This window comes from Bacteroidota bacterium, assembly GCA_035506275.1.
Taxonomy (GTDB): Bacteria; Bacteroidota; Ignavibacteria; order UBA10030; family UBA8401; genus JAGVPT01.
Genome location: DATJPT010000001.1, coordinates 33,373 through 52,030, shown reverse-complemented (window position 1 = coordinate 52,030; position 18,658 = coordinate 33,373). Strand labels below are relative to the sequence as shown.

The following is an 18,658-nucleotide window of genomic DNA, read 5'->3' as shown; positions in this document are numbered from 1 at the left end:
AATTCGTCGGGAAGCAAACGATTTCTTGCCACCGATATGCGGCGATGGATGAGGCGTCGTCCGAACAGGATGACCGCGGAGAGAAATGAAAAAGGGGGACAAGACAACAAAGCCGATCTCGTTGTCGAGATCGGCCTCTTGTTATGCGGCAGAATTATCGCTTAGGCGGATTTCCGTTCCTCGAAAAGATACTCAGGATCTTTCTTCTTCGCGATCGTATCTTTTGTGATGATGCACTTTGTGATTTCCGGCCGCGAAGGGAGGTAGTACATGATATCGACCATCATCTCTTCGATCACCGCCCTCAACGCCCGGGCGCCGGTTCCGCGCGCCATTGCTTTCTGAACGATCGCTCTCAGCGCCCCTTCCTCGAATTCCAGCTCTACTCCTTCATACTTGAACAGCTTCTGGAACTGCTTCACCAGCGCGTTCTTCGGCTCGACGAGGATGTTCATCAACGCATCTTCCGAGAGAGAATGGAGGGACGAGATCACCGGAAGCCTGCCGATGAACTCGGGAATGAGACCGTACTTCAGCAGGTCGTCCGGCTCGACTTGCTTCAAATATTCGTCGGTGCTGTAATCTTTTTTCCCCCTCAGGTCGGCGTCGAAACCCATCGGATTCTGGCTGACGCGTTTCGCGATGATCTTATCGAGTCCTTCAAACGCGCCGCCGCAGATGAAGAGAATATTCTTCGTGTTGACGTTGATGAGGCTCTGTTCGGGATGCTTGCGTCCCCCTTTCGGCGGTACGCCGGCAATGGTTCCCTCGAGGATCTTCAGCAGCGCCTGCTGCACTCCCTCGCCCGAAACATCCCGGGTGATCGACGCGCTGTCGCTCTTCCGCGAGATCTTGTCGATCTCGTCGATGTAGACGATGCCCCGTTCGGCGCGCTCGACATTGTATTCGGCATTTTGCAAAAGATAGACAAGAATGGTCTCGACGTCGTCGCCGACATATCCCGCTTCGGTCAAGGTCGTCGCATCGGCGATGGCAAACGGAACATCGAGAATTCGTGCTAACGTCTGCGCCAGAAGCGTCTTACCGGTTCCTGTCGGACCGATCAGGAGAATGTTGCTCTTCTCAATTTCGACATCGTCGAGGGCCTGAAGGTGGTCTTGTGAATCGATCCGCTTGTAATGGTTGTACACGGCGACCGAAAGAGTTTTCTTCGCCTGGTCCTGGCCGATGACGTATTGGTCGAGCGCCTCTTTCAGCTGCTCGGGGGTCAGCCCGGACTTTCCTTTTCCCTTCTTCTTCGGGAAAGCGGCCATGTTGTTCCGGATGATGTCCACCGAGCTCGAAACGCAATGGTCGCAGATATAGACATCCGGACCGGCGATGATGCTGGAAACTTCCTCAGGCCCGCGTCCGCAGAACGAACAGCGGATCTTTTCGTCTCCTTTTGGTTTTTGACTCATCGAACTATCCCGAAAATGACGCTGTGAGAATTATTTTTCTTTCTTCGGCTCGGCCGTCCGCTTCGTCAGCACGGCGTCGATGATGCCGTAGGCCTTTGCTTCTTCGGCCGAGAGGTACTTGTCCCGGTCGGTGTCGCGGTTCACGTCTTCGATCGACTTTCCCGAATGATGAGAGATGATCTCGTTCAACCGGATCTTCGTCGCAAGAATTTCGTCCACCTGAATGCTGATGTCCGACGCCGTTCCCTGCACGCCTCCCCACGGCTGATGGATCATGATCCGCGAGTTGGGAAGGGCCTTCCGTTTCCCCTTCGTGCCGGCGAGCAGAAGCACGGCCCCCATGCTTGCGGCCATGCCGACGCACATCGTCGAGACATCCGGACGAACATACTGCATCGTATCGTAAATTGCAAGTCCGGCGGTAACGCTCCCTCCGGGGCTGTTGATGTAGAGGTGAATGTCCTTTTCCGGATCCTCGGCTTCCAGGAAGATCATCTGGGCAACGATCAAACTTGCCACAGCGTCGTCAATGGCGCTTCCGACGAAGATGATCCGTTCCTTGAGCAGTCGGGAGAAAATATCGAACGCGCGCTCGCCGCGGCTGGTCTGTTCGACGACCATCGGAACGAGCTGGTTATAGACATCATGCGGTCCTTGAGAATAGAGCATTTCGCAAAAAATCCTTTCTGGATAAATGAGCGGAGTTATGACAATAGCTTTGTTGTGTCGTCTGTAACAGTTTCCTTGACCGCAGAGTTCTGCTTCAGGAAGGCGATCAGCTTATCGTTGAGGATACGGTCGCCGGCCGTTTCAGACGTCTTGTAAAAATTCATGAGTCGCTCTTTGTCGATGTTCAGCTTTTTCGATTCTTCTTCGGCAAGGGTCTCGACATCGGCGTCTTCGACCTTGATATTCTCCTTCGCGAGGATCTGCTCGCGGATCAGCGCCCACTTTGCCTGCCAGACCGCCGTCGGCCGCGCCGCTTCGCGGTATTTCTGTTCGTCGAACCCGCGCGGCAGCTGTTTGCTCTTCTGCTGGTTCTTCAATTCGTCGATGTAGGAATCGGTGAAGCTCTTGACCAGCGCCTCGGGGACCGCAAATTCGTGTCTGCGGACGATCTCGTTCGTCAGGTCGTCGACCATCCGTTTGTCCGTCCGGTCGTTCCAATACCGCTCAAGGTCCGCCCTCAGTTCCTTGCGGAATTCCGCAGCGTTCGAATATTTTTCTTTCGTAATCTTTTTGACGAGCTCGTCGTTGAAGTCGGGATGGATCACCTTCTCGACCTTTTTCACGGTCATCTGCATGTGCACTTTGTGCGTGTGGTCATCATGCTTATGTTCGAAGCTCACCTTATACACGCCGCCGACCTCCGCCGATCTCAGGGCGTCCTTTATCTCCTGCTCGGTCGAAGGCTCGTTCAGGTAGATCCGCATCCCGTCCCGCTTTTGTCCGATGAGCGGCGTTCCGGTTTCATCCGTGTCCTGAAGGTCCGCGGTCACGACGTATTCCGGGCCGTCCACCTTTTTCGCTTCTTCAAAGGTCGCGTTGATGTGCTGCAGCCGTTTTATTTCCGACTCTACTTCCTCGTCCTTGACCGGATGGACGTACTTCTCGACAGGAATGCTCTTATAATCCTTTAGAGTAATAGACGGTTTAACCTCGTATTTTATTGTAAATGAAAAGGGCTCTCCCCGCTTGTATTTCATGTCGACTATCGTCGGCGTGCCGATCGGCTGGATCTTCTTCTCCTCGATCGTCTTTTTGAACGATTCGTTTGCGATATCGTCCAGCGCATCGGCCTCGACGCTTTCTCCGTAGTATTTTTTGATGAGGGAAATTGGGACCTTCCCTTTGCGGAACCCCTTGATCTCGATCGACGGCGCCGCTTTTTTATATGCCGCCTCGAAATGAGGGGCAAGTTCTTCCGGCGAAAGGCTGATGGCGATTTCCTGGTCGCATTCTGTCACTGTTTTTAATGATACTTCCACTCAAATACTCCTTTGCTGTAGGGAATCGAACTTCTCCGTTCCCGATAATTCGCGATAATTTTACTTAAAATACGAAACATTGCCCGGAAAATCAATAAAAGGATTGGGGGGCAGTGTTGCAGTTCCACGGTAGGAGCGTTTGGCAAGGGTTCTTCCGTTCCCAATCTCCCACTGGGAACGGGGTGAAACCACCAGCCGAAAGACATGGCGCCGGTGCCGCTCCCAAACTCAGGATGGGAGCGAGAGGGGAGATTCTCGAACCGCATCACCGCCGATTGCGACTCATATTTATGAAATTTCAAAAAATGTTCTTACATTAATCACTCAAAAAGCCTCATCGGTTTAACAGCACTATCGACCACATCAGGATAGAGATGAACCCGGAAGTAAGCAGATTCGCACAGGCCCTTTTTGATTCCTATGAAAGCTACAGCGTCAACGAAATTACGTCGAAACGGCTGAAGCATGGTGCACTGATCCCCCTTCTCAATTCGCTCCGGGCGCCGATGCAAGGGATTCTTGCGATCGATCAGATCGGAAAATCTTCCGAAGGGAGATCGATCAACCTGCTGACCATCGGTTCCGGCAAAAAGAAAATTTTCATGTGGTCGCAAATGCATGGCGATGAGCCGACGGCGACGGTGGGGATTCTCGATATGCTGTCGTACATAGGCAGGAATAAAAACTCCGCGGAAGTCAAAAAGATACTGGAAGAGACGACGCTCCTTATTATTCCGATGCTGAACCCCGACGGGGCCGAGCGTTTCCAGCGACGGAGCGTCCACGGCATCGACATCAACCGGGATGCGCTGCAGCTGCAGACGGCTGAGGCGAGGCTTTTAAAACAGATGCGCGATAAATATTCCCCCGAATTCGGGTTCAATCTTCACGACCAGGAACCGCGCTATACCGTCGGCTCGACCGGAAAAGTCGCCACCATCGCCCTTCTCGCTCCGACATACGATCATGCCAAAAGCGAGAATGCAGTACGGATCCGGGCGAAAAAGGTCGCGGCGCGTCTGACGGATATTTTTTCCCGTTTTATCGACGGGCACGTATCGCGCTACGATGATTCATTCGAGCCGCGCGCGTTCGGCGATAATATCCAAAAATGGGGGACGAGCACCGTGCTGATCGAATCGGGAGGGGCAAAGGGAGACCCTGAAAAAATGTCCATCAGAAAATTGAACTGCGTCGCCCTTCTCGCGATATGTTATTCCATCGCAAGCGGTGAGTACGAGCAGGCCGACGTTGCTCATTACGAAGAACTCCCCGAGAACACGAAAAGTCTTTGCGACACGATCATCAGCGGAATTACACTGACATTCGGAGAGGGTATCGCCTCCGTTATCGTCGACATCGGCGTGAACACGGAAGAATCTGCGGGACAGGACGGCGTCGTACGTCAGAAGCACAAGGTCGTCGACATCGGCGACCTGAGCAACTATTCGTCGTTTCGGCTGATCGATGCCAAAGGGAGGTCGATCAAGGGGAGTGAAGTCGCTATGGACAGGGAAGTGGATCTGGAAAAACTGCTCAGAGAATTTGACCGCGTGTACTGATGTCGCCGCGCAGGCGAAAGGTCACAATGGGGATGATGGTTGTTCAGGAAATTTTCCGGGGGAGACGAACGGAAAGAGTTTTCCAGATCTCATCCTGAACGATCTCTGCGGGGAGCGAGCCGTCGATCAGCTGGATGCGCTTCGGCTCTTCTTTTGCAAGCTCGAGATACCCCTGGCGGATCTTTTCATAAAATTCCCTCCCGCTGCTTTCCATCCTGTCGATCGCAACCCCGCTCTTGTGCCGCCGTTCGATGATTTCGTCGATCGGAACGTCGATCAGGAAGGTGATCTCCGGGAGCAGTCCGAAGGTCGCCACCGCGTTGATCGTTTTGACCGCTCCGAGTCTCAGACCTCTTCCGTACCCCTGATACGCCGTCGTCGAATCCACGTAGCGGTCGCAGATCACGATCTTTCCGTCGAGAAGAGCGGGCTTGATCACCTGGTTGACAAGCTGCGCGCGGGCCGCCGAAAAGAGGAAGAGTTCGGTGATCTGGCTCATGCCGAGATTTTTCTTATCTAATAGGATTTCCCGGATGCGCTCCGAGATCTCGGTCCCCCCGGGCTCCCGGAAAAATTCGACGATATAGCTCTGGCTCCGCAGCTTGTCAACAAGAAGCGCCGCCTGCGTCGTTTTCCCCGAACCGTCTAATCCTTCAAACGAGATGAACATTCAATGACCTTGCGTTGGCTGAACCATGGTACTTAATTTAGGCCGATTTTGCAAGGAAGGAAAGCATGCGTCTAGCCGGCCCGGCGTTGACACTGCGATGCATATTTAGTATACTTGTCCCCAAGGAATCCCCAGCCAAGGTTTAATTACCTAGTTTTGAATCCTACGAATCGGAGGAAGTATGGATGAAATGAATACGACGCCCGCTGCACAAAAAGAGAGTTCGGAGATGTCACATTCCGATAAAGTGATGAATGTTTTTTCCGCCCCCGGCGAATTGTTCGACTATGTTGCAAAAAGCGAGAAACAAACATCGAACTGGTCGCTCCCTTTCATTTTTACGGTCATCGTCAGTATTATCTTTGTCTTGGTGGCGTTCTCCCAAGCGCCGATCCAAGATCAGATGCGCGATCAGCAGGACAAGGCGTTTCAGAAACGGGTCGAGAGCGGCAAGATGACGCAGGAGCAGGTTGATCAGGCCATGACGATGGTCCCGAAACCCGGGTCGCCGTTATTTATGATCACCGGCTCGGTCGGTGCAGCATTCATCATGGCGTTCATGTTGTTCGGTTTATCTCTGGTCTTTTGGTTGACGGGAAAATGGGTGTTCAAATCATCGGCGACGTACGCAAAAACTCTCGAGGTCACCGGTCTCTCGATGTATATTTTTGTGCTCGGGTCGATTATAACATTGCTCCTCGCGGTCGCAATGGGATCGCTCTATGCCACGCCGAGCCTGGCGCTGGCAGTTTCTCAATACGATCCGTCGAATACCGTCCATAAGCTGTTGAGCGCGATCAGTGTGTTCAATTTTTGGTTCCTGTTTGTCGTAGCGGTCGGGCTGGGGAAATTGTTCTCCGTGTCGACGGGGAAGGCTCTTGGGGCGGTGGGAGTGCTGTGGGGGATCTGGACGGCGGCGACCGTGCTGGTCAATTTCGGAGGATGAGCAATTACATGATTCCCTGCGGATCGACGTCGACGGTAAATTGAACCGTCCGTCGGATTTCCGCCGACGATGAGATTTCCTGAACGACCCGGGTGACGGCATTCCTGATGGAGGCCCCTCCCGGGTCGTTTGCTTTGACGGCCTTTGCAAGGATCTGCCAGCGGTAGTTGTTCTTTATTTTTGAGATGACCGCAGCTGCCGGACCTAAAATGATCCCGTTGCGGGAACGCTGGCTCAAGCGTCTCGAAAATGTTTCGGCGGCACGCTGAACATTCCTTTCGTCGGTTCCTTTGCATTCGATAAGGATCAGCCGGGCAAACGGCGGGTACACCGCCGACTGGCGGTAGTGCAGTTCCTCTCTATAAAATCCGTCATAGTTATGGTCGAGCACATATTTCAGGCCGTAATGGCCCGTCTGATAACTTTGGATGACGACCTCACCCTTCAACGAACTCCGCCCGGCTCTGCCTGCAACTTGGGTGAGCAACTGGAATGTTCGTTCCGCTGAGCGAAAATCGGGGAGCATCATTTGCGTGTCCGCAGAAATAACGCCGACGAGCGTGACCCGCGGGAAGTCCAGCCCCTTCGCGACCATCTGTGTTCCCAAAAGAATATCTGCCTCCCCCCGTCCGAATTCCTGGAGAATTTTGTCGTGCGCCCCTCTCCGCGTCGTCGTATCCAGGTCCATCCGCAGCACTTTTGCCTGCGGAAATAATGCTGCCAGATCCTGTTCGACTCTTTGCGTTCCGAAGCCCTGGAGTTTCAATTGAGTTCCTCGGCACTCCGGACAGTCGGCCGGCATCGGTCTTACGGAACCGCAATAGTGGCAGCGGAGATGCTTCTTGGCAAGGTGGTAGGTGAGCGTCACGTCGCACCGGTCGCACCGCTCCACGTGTCCGCAGTCGAGGCATTCCATGAACGGAGCGAATCCGCGGCGGTTCTGAAGCAGGATCATCCCTTCACCTTTGCGTAGCCTGTCCCGGATCTTCTCTTCCAGCAGGGAGGAGATTGAGTGGAATCCCTTTTCGAACGCTTTTTTGCCGAGATGCTTTGCCTCGTTCTTCATCTCTGCATACCGGAGTTTCCTGTCCTCCGCCATATTGACCAGGGTGATGGAAGGAAGCACGGCATCGTCGATCCGCTCGGGGAGTTCGAGGAGCGTATATTTTTTTGTCTGCGCATTGTAAAACGACTCCACGGAAGGCGTCGCCGAGCCGAGCACGACGGCCGCGCCGATCTGACTCCCCCGTATGACGGCGACGTCGCGTGCATTGTACCGGGGGGTTGAGTCGAATTGTTTGTACGACGCTTCATGTTCTTCATCGACGACGATAAGGCCGAGGTTTGCGAGCGGGGCGAAGATCGCCGAACGCGGACCGATGACAATGCTGTATTTTCCGCTCTTGCAAAACCGCCAGGCATCGTACCGCTCGCCGTCCGACATGCGGCTGTGCATCACCGCAACGGAGTTCCCGAAGTGCAGTCTGAATCTTCTGACCATCTGGGGCGTCAACGAAATTTCGGGAACGAGAACGATAGCGGTCTTCCCCCTCGCCATCGCCTCGCGTATCGCCTCGATGTATACCTGCGTTTTCCCGCTTCCGGTGATGCCGTGAAGTAAGAAGGTCTTTGCGGTTCCTTCCTTCATCGAGGCGCCGATCTCGTGAAGAGCCCGTGATTGATAAGGGGTGAGCTGCTCGGTCCTGACGGGAGAAATAGTCTCATCGGGAAGATACTCTACGAACCGCTCAACTTCACGCGGAACGATATCGACGATATTCTTCTTCACCAGTCCTTTTACTGAAGACAGCGAGGCCCCCGTTTCTTTGAGGAGCGATCGGAGCGGAAACGGTTCGCTTGTCAAACGGCCAATTCGCGACAGAAGTTTCTGCTGCAGTGTGCCGTGCGGCAGGAAGCCTTCAGGAATATTTTTTTTGAGAACAAACTTTTCGATTTTGGCTTTTGCCCTCGGCTCAGGGATCTCGTCGATGATCTCGATGATGCCGGCTTCGGACAACCCCGACACCGCGGAGTAAATGCCCTTGATCTTGGTCCTTTTTTGAAGCTGAGCGATGGAAAGCGGTGTTCCTGCCGCGAGGGCGCCGGCGACCTTCGCCTGCTGCGGCGCGGCTTTCTCCAGCCGGGCGAGTTCCTCGGAAGCGAGCGGGCGCTTCAACGAGACCAGCCTCCGGTTTTCTACAGCAATTCCCTGAGGAAGGAATGCTTTGAACACTTCTCCGATCGGGGCGGCATAATAGTCGGCGATCCATCGCCCGAGGTCTAATAATTCGGGAGAAAGTGCAGGGCTTCCATCGAGGAGGTCGTGGATCGGTTTGAGAGGGGCGACAGTTGTCGTCGGCGGGAATCCTACAACGATCCCGGAGATTGTCTTCGAGCCGAACGGTACAAGCACCCGGCTCCCCGCACCGACGTGCGGCGCAAATTCGCGCGGTACGAGATACGTGAACGTCTGATAGAGCGGAACGGGAAGGGCAACGTCGGCAAGAATTTGTTTCATGGCGCCACAATGGAAGGAAGATCGACGCCTACGAAAGCTCAGCTTCGATTTGTTTATAGACCTCGAGCAGAGGGATCTTTTTCTCGAGCGCGATCCGTTTGCATTCCTCGAATTCAGGGGAGAGCCGTTCTGAACCGTCGACGCGGATGACCTTCACGCTCACCTCTCCGAAGGAGGTCTTCACGCTCTTGGCGGAACGCTGAAGCTTGCGCCGCTCGACCGGCTGGATCCGGACGCCGAGGGTGGTCGTTTCTGCGAAGATCACTTTTAAGACGGCGTCGAGTTTCCCCCTGTTGACCAGGGCGGAGAGAAGAATTCCGGGCCTCCCTTTTTTCATCACAACCGGGATCAAGTACGCATCGTGTGCCCCGTCGGCAAGGAGCCGCTCAAGAACGAACGGGAAAATTTCGGGGTTCATATTGTCGATGTTCGTTTCGACCGTTACCAGTTCATCATGGTCGTGCCCACCGGCAAGTTCGCCGACAAAGACGCGGAGCAAGTTGGGAATTTGGGGAATGTCGCGCGTTCCGGTCCCGTAGCCGATGGATCGGACGTTGAATTGTTCCATCGACAGCACCCCGCTCGACAGCGCTTTGATGATGCCAGCTCCCGTGGGAGTTGTCAGCTCGAAAGGAACATCGGTCAAGACCGTCGGATAGTCTTTGAGGATCTCGATCGTCGCCGGGGTCGGGTTGGGCATTTTCCCATGCTGGGTATCGACGAATCCGCCGCTCCCGAGCTTGACCGGAGAAGAATAGACCGCGTCAATACCGAAATATTCGAGGCAGATCGCGGCGCCCACGATATCGACGATGGAATCGACCGCCCCGACCTCATGAAAATGTATTTTCTCGACCGTCGTGCCGTGGATCCTGGCTTCGGCTTCCCCGATGATGGTAAAAATCCTTGACGCCCGTTCTTTGATCCTCGGAGCCAGGGCTGATTTTTCGATGAGCGAGAGAATGTCCTTTAAGCTCCGTGAATGGTGCGTGTGCGCATGCTCCTCGCGATGATGAGAATGCGCATCGCCGGCGTGATGGTGATGATGCGCGTGAGCTTCGGGCTCGGCATCCTCCCCCTGAAGAAGGACATTCAGTTTTACCGCGGTGATCGCATTTCGCTGCATCGTCTCTTGTCCGAGCGAATATCCGTCGACCGGGAGCTTCAGCAATTCCTTACGTAGAATGTCGAGCGGGAATCCTGCGTGGATGAAGGCGCCGAGCGTCATATCTCCGCTGATGCCGCCAATAATATCAAAGTAAGCGATGTTCATGGACTCGCCGAAGTGTTCGATGCTTTCAATTAATATAATAATTTTTTTGATGAAGGCGAACTGCCGGCGGGGGAAGCGCCCGATTCTTTGTTATCTACCTTGGAGGGAGCAGAGGGAGAAGGTACTTCAGAAACCGATCGGTCGCGCCGAGATTTTCCTCGACCAATTGCCGCGCTTTTTTCCCGCTTTCTTTTCTATCCGCTTCATTGTCCAGCAGGGTTCGGAGAGTGCGGTACAGGTCTTTTTCATCTCCGACAACAAATCCTCCTCCTTGTTCGGCAAGCGCAACGGCTTCCTGCGAATTGGTATGCCTCGGCCCGTAAATAACCGGGAGTGAGAATGCCGCCGGCTCGAGCACGTTGTGCACGCCCTGGCGGAAGCTTCCGCCGACATACGCCACATGGCCGTATTTATAGAGAGGAACGAGGATCCCCACGCTGTCGACCAGAATGACCTTTTCCCCCGCGTATTGATTCATCGCCGAAAACCGGATGAAGGATGTCTTACCTTCCAGATGGTATTCGACCTGCTCGAGGTGTTCCACCGTCGGTTCGTGAGGGACGATGATCGTGAGGAGATTTGGCATCCTCTTTTGGATTTTGAAAAGAACGGGAATGACCACGCTGTCGTCGGCTTCCCAGCTTTGACCGACGATGAATATCCGTTTTCCCCTGGTTATCTTATTGGGCAGGATTTGTTTTTTGGCTGCGTCGTCTCTCCGGATCTTCACCTGGTCAAAACGGGTATCCCCGATCGTCTCGATCACCGGTTTCGTCAGATGGAAGTCGGCGAACGAAGCTTTGTCGGAATCGGAAACGGTGAGGATGGATGAAAAGGAGTCGTATAAGGCTCTGTGAAACTGCCGCAGAAAAAGGATCTTGCGCGGCGAATCCTTTTTCATTGTCGCATTGGCGATCATGATCGGGATTTTTCGCTCGCGCAGGGCCCAGGTGAGGTTCGGCCAGACGTCGTAGCGGACCATGATCACCGCTGCCGGCCGGATGACGTCGACGAAGTCGTTGACCTGCCGCTCCGAATCGAAGGGGAGATACGAAATGATATCTGCGAGTTTGTAGGATTGAGAATGCTCGTAGCCGGAAGGGGAAAAAAAGGTCGCGACGATGCTGATGTCGGGGCGCAATCGCTTGATCGCCGCAATGATAGGCTTGGCCTGCTCGAACTCTCCGAGCGAAGACGAATGGAACCACAGCCGATGGCGCGCGGGAGCACTGTCAATTCTTTCCCGTACTTTGCCGACGAGCCCTTGTCGTCCTTCAATCCCTCTGCGGATCTTTTTGTTGAAGAATCCGGCGGCCTGGAAGAAGCACCACATCAACGGGACGATGAACGCATTATAGAATAATTTCCAAGCCATACTCATCATGGACACTGAAGAATTGCAGGTCAAATATAGTTAGGTGGTCTTACTAGTGCAACGAAAAACCGGCGGAATAATTTTGGCGGCCGTTGGTTGATTCTCGCAGGGGAGTTCGGTATATTATATTTCCTAATGAATACACTGGAATGCGCGCTATTATACCTGTCGCAGGCGTCGGAAGCCGGCTGCGGCCCCATACATACACGATACCGAAGGTCCTGCTCAATGTGGCGGGAAAGCCGATCATCGGCCACATCATGGACAAGATCATTGCCGGCGGGTTCGATTCCGCGACGGTGATCGTCGGGTATCTTGGTGACAAGGTCAAAGAGTACATCACCGAAAACTATTCGATCAGCGTCGATTTTGTCGAACAGGAAGAACGGTTAGGATTGGGGCATGCGATCTATCTTTCCCGCCACACGATCTCAAAAGACCCGATCCTGATCATTCTCGGTGATACGGTGTTCGATGTCAATCTTTTGGCGATGACCAAAGGAGAATATTCGACCATCGGTGTGAAGGAGGTCCAGGACCCCCGGAGGTTCGGCGTCGCCGAAACGGCAAACGGATTTATTACCAAGCTCATTGAAAAACCCGAGCACCCGACGAGCAATCTTGCCATCGTCGGTCTCTACTTCATCCGGCATCCCGACGTTTTGCTCGACTGCCTCAAGAAGATGATCAAAGGGGATATCCGGACGAAAGGGGAGTACCAGCTCACCGACGGGCTCCAGCTCATGATCGAACGCGGCGAAAAGATCAAAACCTTCACGATCGACGGGTGGTATGATTGCGGAAAACCGGAAACGCTCCTCGAAACCAACAGACATTTATTGCATCAAAATTCGACCAAGACGATCCCGCGGGACGTCGTTGTGATCCCCCCGGTCTTTATTTCGCCGAGATCGACGGTGAAAAATTCTGTCATCGGTCCGAACACGACGATCGCCGCCGGGGCGACGGTTGAAAATTCCGTGGTGAGGAATTCCATCATCAGCGAGGATGCGAATGTTCAAAGCGCGCTGCTCGAGGAGTCGATCATCGGCAGCAATGCGATCGTCAAGGGAGGGTACAAGAAGATCAATATCGGGGATTCATCCGAACTCGAGTTCTATTAAAAGCCATCCATTTATCTGCCACCCATTGTAAGGAGCAAAAAATCGATGAGGTACCTTTTTACGTCCGAATCCGTTTCCGAAGGACATCCGGATAAGGTCTGTGACGCGATCTCCGATGCCGTCCTGGATGCGTTATTGAGACAGGACAAATATTCGCGTGTGGCGTGCGAATGTTTTGTGACGACCGGCCTTGTGATGATCGGAGGCGAGATAACGACGAACGCGTATGTTGATTTCCAGACCGTGGCGCGCGAAACCGTGCGCGAGATCGGCTACACGAAGGCGGAGTATAAATTCGATGCGGACTCCTGCTCCGTCATCTCGAGCATTCATTCGCAGTCGGCGGACATCGCACGCGGCGTGAACACCGGCGGCGCCGGCGACCAGGGAATGATGTTCGGCTACGCCAACAATGAGACCCCCGAGTTCATGCCGATGCCGATCATGTTCGCCCACAAGCTCGTCCACCGTCTTGCCGAAATCCGAAAGAAAAATCTCCGCCTGATGCCGTACCTCCGCCCCGACGCAAAGTCGCAGGTGACGATAGAATACAACGGCGGTACCCCGGTTCGCGTCGACACCGTGGTCATCTCGACCCAGCACGATGCCGACGCTTCGCAGAAACGGATCCGCGAAGACGTCATCCATCACGTCGTCGAAAAAGTGATCCCCGAGCATCTCCTTGACAAGAAAACGAAATACTACGTCAACCCGACCGGGCGGTTTGAGATCGGCGGACCGCACGGCGACAGCGGACTGACGGGGAGAAAAATCATCGTCGACACGTACGGCGGACGCGCACCTCACGGCGGCGGAGCGTTCTCCGGAAAGGATCCATCCAAGGTCGACAGAAGCGCTGCCTATGCGGCGCGGCATCTCGCAAAGAATATCGTTGCCGCAGGGCTGGCGTCCGAATGCCAGATCCAGGTTGCGTACGCCATCGGCGTCGCGGAACCGGTGTCGATCTACGTGAACACGTTCGGCACGGGGAAGATCCCTGACACCGAAATCTCGCGCATCCTGAAAAATGAAATCGACATGACCCCCAGAGGGATCATCGACCGGCTTAATCTTCTCCGCCCGATCTACAGAAAGACCGCCTCATACGGTCATTTCGGGCGCAGCGAAAAGGAATTCAGCTGGGAAGCGACCGACCTCGTCCCCATGCTGAAACGCTCCGTAAAATAATCAGTCAATTGAACGATCAACTACATTCCAGGATTTTGGAGAACGAATGAACGAGAAAAAAGGACAGTATAAAGTCAGGGATCTGAAACTTGCGGCAGAAGGGCACAAGCTCATCGAATGGGCCGAATCACGCATGCCGGTGCTGATGGCGCTGCGCGAAAAATACAAAGCGTCGAAGCCGCTGAAAGGATTCCGCATTGCGGGATGCCTCCATGTCACCAAAGAGACGGCAGTGCTCGTGAAAACATTTGTCGAAGCCGGCGCTCGCGTGAGCTGGAGCGGCTGCAACCCGCTTTCGACCAACGATGCCGTTGCCGCCGCACTCGCGGATGACGGCGTCTCGATCTTTGCCTGGCACGGAATGAACGTAAAGGAATTTTATTGGTGCATCGACGAGACGTTGAAATTCAGGCCGAACCTGACGCTCGACGACGGCGCCGATCTGATCTTTACTGTCCACAACAAGCATCAGGAATTGATTCCCGACATTATCGGCGGGACGGAAGAAACGACGACCGGCGTTCACCGGCTGCGGGCGATGGCGAAAGACGGGGCGCTCAAATATCCGGTGATCGCGGTGAACGACGCCGAAACAAAATGGGACTTCGACAACGTCTACGGAACCGGTCAGTCGACGATCGACGGCGTCATCCGGGCAACGAGTGTGCTCATCGCCGGGAAGAACGTCGTCATTGCCGGGTACGGACACTGCGGGCGGGGTGTTGCGATGCGCGCGAAGGGGCTGGGAGCGAACGTGATCGTCACCGAGGTGAAGGCGACCGCAGCCCTCAAGGCAACGCTCGAAGGATTCCGCGTCATGACGATGGACCAGGCGGCGAAGATCGGCGATGTGTTCATTACCGCGACCGGAGTGAAGGACATCATCGTTGACCGTCATTTCAAACTGCTCAAGGACGGCGCGATCATCTGCAACACCGGACATTATGACTGCGAGATCAATCTGGTCGATCTGAAAAAGCAGACGAAGAGCGTCCGTGAGATCCGGCCGAACAATGAAGAGTATGTCACCAAGGACGGCCGCCGCATTTATGTGCTCGCCCAAGGCCGGCTCGTGAACCTGGCGGCAGCCGAAGGACATCCTTCCGAAGTGATGGATATGTCCTTTGCCAATCAGTTCATGTCGCAGCTCAGGCTCGCCGAGGTTTTCAAGAAAGGAAAGAAATACGAGAACAAGGTCTACGACATCTCCGTTGAACAGGATCAGGAAATCGCCGGGGTGAAGCTGTCAACCCAGGGGATCAAAATCGACGCACTGACGCCGGACCAGAAACGTTATATGGACGACTACAGCGCCGGAACGTAAGCCGATCGATCGTTCTCAAGAACAGGGTTTCATCAGGATTGGTGAAACCCTGTTCGTTTTATGGAACGTACTCTTCCCCTTCTTCGTTATTCTATTGCCCCCTCACAACAAGAAAGGAATGCTGATCCATGAAGAAGAAATTTCTGTTGCCGGTCGTGATGATCTTGGCTGCGGCGAGTTTTTGTTTTTCACAAGAGGCTCCGACGGAGGCGAACACTATGAAAAGCGACACAAGCGTCTACAATTTTAGGATGAAGACGATCGACGGGAAGGATAAATCTCTTTCCGATTACAAAGGGGATGTTCTGTTGATCGTCAATGTCGCCTCCTTCTGCGGGAATACCCCTCAGTACAAGAACCTTGAAAGCCTTTACGAGTCCTACAAAGACAAGGGATTCAAAATTCTTGCTTTTCCTGCCAACAACTTCGGCGCTCAGGAACCCGGAACGAACGACGAAATCAAGACCTTCTGCGACAATACCTATCATGTGACGTTCGACCTCTTCTCAAAGATCAGCGTAAAGGGAGACGACCAGCATCCGTTATACCATTATCTGACGACGGGCACCGACTTCAAAGGGGATATCGGATGGAACTTTGCGAAATTCCTCGTCGACCGCCATGGCAAAGTGGTAGCCCGTTACGCCCCGAAGAAGATCCCCACCGACGACGACGTCGTTTCGATGATCAAGGAATTGATCGCTCAAAAATAAATTGCAGGACCCGCCGGAGCCGGAAGGGCTCCGGCGGGTCTCACGATCAAACCCCGCCGATGCCGCAGTCCGTTGCCAACATCCTAATCTCATTTGCCGTGAATCCGGAAGCCATCTCAAACCCTCGTCCGTTTCGTTGATTGTCGTTCCATTTATCGCTATATTTTTTCAGAAATTTATTTTTGAAAAATATGGTACGGCTGGTCGATCTTCGTTCATCACGCAAAAATGTCCGGTTTCAGCGCACAGCTTCCCGCGATTCCTCGGCAAATGTTGAGACAACGGTAAACGCCATCATTCGCCGGGTGCAGCGTCGGGGAGATGCTGCGCTCCGTTTTTATTCGAAGAAATTCGAGGGTGCAGAGTTGCGCTCATTCTCTGTCTCCGAAAGGGAAATTCTTAAAGCCCGCAAAAACGCCGATCCCAAATTTGTTCGGCTTCTTGCCGAGGCCGAAGAGAAGATCCGTAAATTCCATCTTCGCCAGCGCCGTGCATCGTGGAAAATCGATGAGAAGTTCGGATCCGACCTTCGGCAGCGCTACCTTCCCGTTGACCGGGTCGGCGTGTATGTCCCCGGAGGGAAGGCCGCGTATCCTTCCACGGTGCTGATGAACGTGATCCCGGCGCAGGTCGCTGGCGTGGAAGATATCATCCTCGTCTCCCCTCCGGACGGCAGCGGGAACGTCAATGCCGATGTCCTGACAGCAGCCGCTATTCTCGGCGTCAAAAAGATCTTCCGCGTCGGCGGCGCACAGGCGATCGCCGCTCTTGCGTACGGCACCGAGACTATCCCGGCCGTTGACGTCATTGTCGGCCCCGGGAATATTTTTGTCGCGACGGCAAAAAAAATGCTCTTTGGACAGGTGGGCATCGACAGCATCGCCGGTCCCAGCGAAATTGTCGTTCTTGCTGACGACGGCGCATCCGGCGAATTCGTCGCCGCGGATATGGCAGCCCAGGCGGAACACGACGAATCTGCTTCTTCAATTCTTGTGACAACAAGCCCCCGCCTCGCCGGAGAGGTACAAAAGGCGTTGAAGGACCTTTTGCTCATCCTCCCGAGAAAAGGGGTCATTGCCCCGTCGTTGAACGACCATGGAGCGATTTTCCTTGTCCGGGATCTGCGGCAGGGGGCAGAAGTCGTCAACCGGCTCGCCCCCGAACACCTGGAGATCATTACGAAAAGCAACGAGGCGGTCCTGAAACAAATACGGAATGCCGGCTCCATCTTCCTTGGAAATTATTCTCCCGTCGCTCTCGGCGATTATTTTGCAGGGCCGAATCATGTCCTTCCGACAAGCGGCACGGCTCGTTTCTTTTCCCCTCTTTCGGTCGATACATTTATGAAGAGATCGAGCGTCATCAAGTACTCCCGCCGCGCAATGGAATCTGCCAGCGAAAAAATAGCGCGCTTCGCCGAGCATGAGGGATTGACGGCGCATGCCCTGTCGGTCCGTCTGCGTGCAAGGAGCAAAGGACGATGAGTTTTATCGACAACATTAAACGAAGCGTCCGAGCGCTCGAGACATATACGGTGAAGGGAAAGGCGCCGCAGCCCGGGCTGATCAAGCTCAATCAGAATGAAAATCCGTTCGACGTTCCCGTTGACATCAAGCGCGAGCTTGTCGATGAGTTCCTGAAAAATCCGTGGAACCGCTATCCCGAGGTTTTTCCCGGCGAGCTGCTGCAGGCATTGTCGTCCCACGCTGGACATCCGATGGAAGGAATTATTGCCGGCAACGGGTCGAACGAGCTGATGTATACCGTCCTGATGGCGACCGTCACGCGGGGCACCAAAGTGCTGATCCCATCCCCTTCGTTCTTTCTATATGAAAAGGCGGTCAAGGTGTTTGACGGCGAGGTCATTCCTGTGATGATGAACGGCGACTTGTCGTTCAACGCCGAAAAAATTCTACACGTTGCGAAGAAAGAACAACCGGCGGTCATCGTCCTCGTGTCGCCGAACAGCCCGACCGGCCAGTCTGTCCCGATCGATGACGTGGAAAAAATCTTGGCCGGCACCGCTTCTCTCGTCCTCGTCGACGAAGCGTACATAGAATTTTCGGACAAGGGGAGCGTTCAATCGCTGATCAACAAATACGACCGGCTGATCGTCCTCAGGACGTTCTCAAAAGCGTTCAGCATGGCGGGGCTTCGCATCGGCTACCTTCTTGCGCAGCCGCCTCTTTGTGCCGAATTGCTCAAGCCAAAAATTCCGTTTACCGTCAATGCTTTTTCGGCGTCGGTTGCGATCAGGCTCATGGGGAGAAAATGCGTGATCGATGAGCGGATCGCTTTCATCAAGAATCAGAAGCGGATTTTATTCGATGCGCTTCGGTCGTTAAAAGGGGTCGAGGCGTTTCCGTCGGACACGAATTTTCTTATCTTTAGGACACCGCACGATGCCGGCACACTGTTCCAACAGCTCCTTCAGCGCAACATTCTTGTCCGCGATGTCAGTTCGTATCCGATGTTGGAACGGACTCTTCGTGTCAATGCCGGTACAGAAAGTGAAAACAGGTCGTTTCTTTCCGTTCTCAATGAACTTCTGTAACT

The 18,658-nt window shown here is 54.1% G+C and carries 15 protein-coding genes; 8 read left to right on the top strand and 7 right to left on the bottom strand.

Annotated elements, in window-relative coordinates; genetic code table 11:
• Nucleotides 1–161 precede the first annotated feature (161 nt).
• From clpX to tig, 3 genes are read right to left on the bottom strand one after another with little or no spacing between them, the layout of a single operon-like run.
• A complete protein-coding gene (gene clpX, locus VMF88_00215) occupies nucleotides 162–1,421 on the bottom strand; it encodes an ATP-dependent Clp protease ATP-binding subunit ClpX (GenBank protein HTY09467.1) in 1,260 nt (419 codons plus the stop codon).
• Between the two features lie 30 nt (nucleotides 1,422–1,451).
• The gene (gene clpP, locus VMF88_00210; protein HTY09466.1) at nucleotides 1,452–2,090 is read right to left on the bottom strand and encodes an ATP-dependent Clp endopeptidase proteolytic subunit ClpP; all 639 of its coding nucleotides are present in this window, start codon (nucleotides 2,088–2,090) and stop codon (nucleotides 1,452–1,454) included.
• 35 nt (nucleotides 2,091–2,125) lie between these two features.
• Nucleotides 2,126–3,409, bottom strand: coding sequence for a trigger factor (gene tig / locus VMF88_00205; protein HTY09465.1), 1,284 nt, complete (start codon nucleotides 3,407–3,409; stop codon nucleotides 2,126–2,128).
• 374 nt (nucleotides 3,410–3,783) lie between these two features.
• On the opposite strand from tig, the gene VMF88_00200 reads away from it, so the two are divergent.
• Nucleotides 3,784–4,971 carry a M14 family zinc carboxypeptidase gene (locus VMF88_00200; protein HTY09464.1) on the top strand — a complete coding sequence of 396 codons (1,188 nt, stop codon included), beginning with the start codon at nucleotides 3,784–3,786 and terminating at the stop codon, nucleotides 4,969–4,971.
• Nucleotides 4,972–5,014: 43 nt separating this feature from the next.
• On the opposite strand, the gene tmk is transcribed toward VMF88_00200, so the two are convergent.
• Nucleotides 5,015–5,641: a dTMP kinase gene (gene tmk / locus VMF88_00195; protein ID HTY09463.1), complete on the bottom strand. Its 627-nt coding sequence runs from the start codon at nucleotides 5,639–5,641 to the stop codon at nucleotides 5,015–5,017.
• 181 nt (nucleotides 5,642–5,822) lie between these two features.
• Here tmk and VMF88_00190 point away from each other — a divergent pair, with 181 nt between their 5' ends.
• The gene (locus tag VMF88_00190) at nucleotides 5,823–6,587 is read left to right on the top strand and encodes a YIP1 family protein (GenBank protein HTY09462.1); all 765 of its coding nucleotides are present in this window, start codon (nucleotides 5,823–5,825) and stop codon (nucleotides 6,585–6,587) included.
• Between the two features lie 4 nt (nucleotides 6,588–6,591).
• On the opposite strand, the gene priA is transcribed toward VMF88_00190, so the two are convergent.
• From priA to VMF88_00175, 3 genes are all read right to left on the bottom strand, one after another.
• Nucleotides 6,592–9,105, bottom strand: a complete 2,514-nt coding sequence (priA, locus tag VMF88_00185) for a primosomal protein N' (GenBank protein HTY09461.1) — start codon at nucleotides 9,103–9,105, stop codon at nucleotides 6,592–6,594.
• Between the two features lie 28 nt (nucleotides 9,106–9,133).
• Entirely contained in the window at nucleotides 9,134–10,378 is a 1,245-nt protein-coding gene (gene larC / locus VMF88_00180; GenBank protein ID HTY09460.1) for a nickel pincer cofactor biosynthesis protein LarC, read from the bottom strand.
• A 94-nt stretch (nucleotides 10,379–10,472) separates the two neighbouring features.
• Nucleotides 10,473–11,753: a glycosyltransferase N-terminal domain-containing protein gene (locus VMF88_00175; GenBank protein HTY09459.1), complete on the bottom strand. Its 1,281-nt coding sequence runs from the start codon at nucleotides 11,751–11,753 to the stop codon at nucleotides 10,473–10,475.
• Nucleotides 11,754–11,902: 149 nt separating this feature from the next.
• Here VMF88_00175 and VMF88_00170 point away from each other — a divergent pair, with 149 nt between their 5' ends.
• The 6 genes from VMF88_00170 to hisC all read left to right on the top strand — a co-directional run bounded on the left by VMF88_00170 (nucleotide 11,903) and on the right by hisC (nucleotide 18,656).
• Entirely contained in the window at nucleotides 11,903–12,877 is a 975-nt protein-coding gene (locus VMF88_00170) for a sugar phosphate nucleotidyltransferase (protein ID HTY09458.1), read from the top strand.
• A gap of 45 nt (nucleotides 12,878–12,922) precedes the next feature.
• Nucleotides 12,923–14,065: a methionine adenosyltransferase gene (gene metK / locus VMF88_00165; GenBank protein HTY09457.1), complete on the top strand. Its 1,143-nt coding sequence runs from the start codon at nucleotides 12,923–12,925 to the stop codon at nucleotides 14,063–14,065.
• Nucleotides 14,066–14,111: 46 nt separating this feature from the next.
• Entirely contained in the window at nucleotides 14,112–15,389 is a 1,278-nt protein-coding gene (locus VMF88_00160; protein HTY09456.1) for an adenosylhomocysteinase, read from the top strand.
• Nucleotides 15,390–15,517: 128 nt separating this feature from the next.
• Entirely contained in the window at nucleotides 15,518–16,102 is a 585-nt protein-coding gene (locus VMF88_00155) for a glutathione peroxidase (GenBank protein HTY09455.1), read from the top strand.
• A gap of 191 nt (nucleotides 16,103–16,293) precedes the next feature.
• Nucleotides 16,294–17,586 (top strand): histidinol dehydrogenase, encoded by a 1,293-nt coding sequence (gene hisD, locus VMF88_00150; protein ID HTY09454.1) that lies wholly within the window; start codon nucleotides 16,294–16,296, stop codon nucleotides 17,584–17,586.
• Nucleotides 17,583–18,656, top strand: a complete 1,074-nt coding sequence (gene hisC, locus VMF88_00145; protein ID HTY09453.1) for a histidinol-phosphate transaminase — start codon at nucleotides 17,583–17,585, stop codon at nucleotides 18,654–18,656. Before hisD ends, hisC begins: the two co-directional genes overlap by 4 nt.
• The last annotated feature ends 2 nt before the right edge of the window (nucleotides 18,657–18,658 follow it).

Excerpts from the sequence above, each read along its gene's own strand:
- hisC (HTY09453.1), top strand. The coding sequence starts at position 17,583 with ATGAGTTTTATCGACAACATTAAACGAAGCGTCCGAGCGCTCGAGACA.
- metK (HTY09457.1), top strand. The coding sequence starts at position 12,923 with ATGAGGTACCTTTTTACGTCCGAATCCGTTTCCGAAGGACATCCGGAT.
- clpX (HTY09467.1), bottom strand. The coding sequence starts at position 1,421 with ATGAGTCAAAAACCAAAAGGAGACGAAAAGATCCGCTGTTCGTTCTGC.
- VMF88_00160 (HTY09456.1), top strand. The coding sequence starts at position 14,112 with ATGAACGAGAAAAAAGGACAGTATAAAGTCAGGGATCTGAAACTTGCG.
- VMF88_00170 (HTY09458.1), top strand. The coding sequence starts at position 11,903 with ATGCGCGCTATTATACCTGTCGCAGGCGTCGGAAGCCGGCTGCGGCCC.
- clpP (HTY09466.1), bottom strand. The coding sequence starts at position 2,090 with ATGCTCTATTCTCAAGGACCGCATGATGTCTATAACCAGCTCGTTCCG.
- priA (HTY09461.1), bottom strand. The coding sequence starts at position 9,105 with ATGAAACAAATTCTTGCCGACGTTGCCCTTCCCGTTCCGCTCTATCAG.
- tmk (HTY09463.1), bottom strand. The coding sequence starts at position 5,641 with ATGTTCATCTCGTTTGAAGGATTAGACGGTTCGGGGAAAACGACGCAG.
- larC (HTY09460.1), bottom strand. The coding sequence starts at position 10,378 with ATGAACATCGCTTACTTTGATATTATTGGCGGCATCAGCGGAGATATG.
- VMF88_00155 (HTY09455.1), top strand. The coding sequence starts at position 15,518 with ATGAAGAAGAAATTTCTGTTGCCGGTCGTGATGATCTTGGCTGCGGCG.
- VMF88_00175 (HTY09459.1), bottom strand. The coding sequence starts at position 11,753 with ATGGCTTGGAAATTATTCTATAATGCGTTCATCGTCCCGTTGATGTGG.
- VMF88_00200 (HTY09464.1), top strand. The coding sequence starts at position 3,784 with ATGAACCCGGAAGTAAGCAGATTCGCACAGGCCCTTTTTGATTCCTAT.
- VMF88_00190 (HTY09462.1), top strand. The coding sequence starts at position 5,823 with ATGGATGAAATGAATACGACGCCCGCTGCACAAAAAGAGAGTTCGGAG.
- hisD (HTY09454.1), top strand. The coding sequence starts at position 16,294 with ATGGTACGGCTGGTCGATCTTCGTTCATCACGCAAAAATGTCCGGTTT.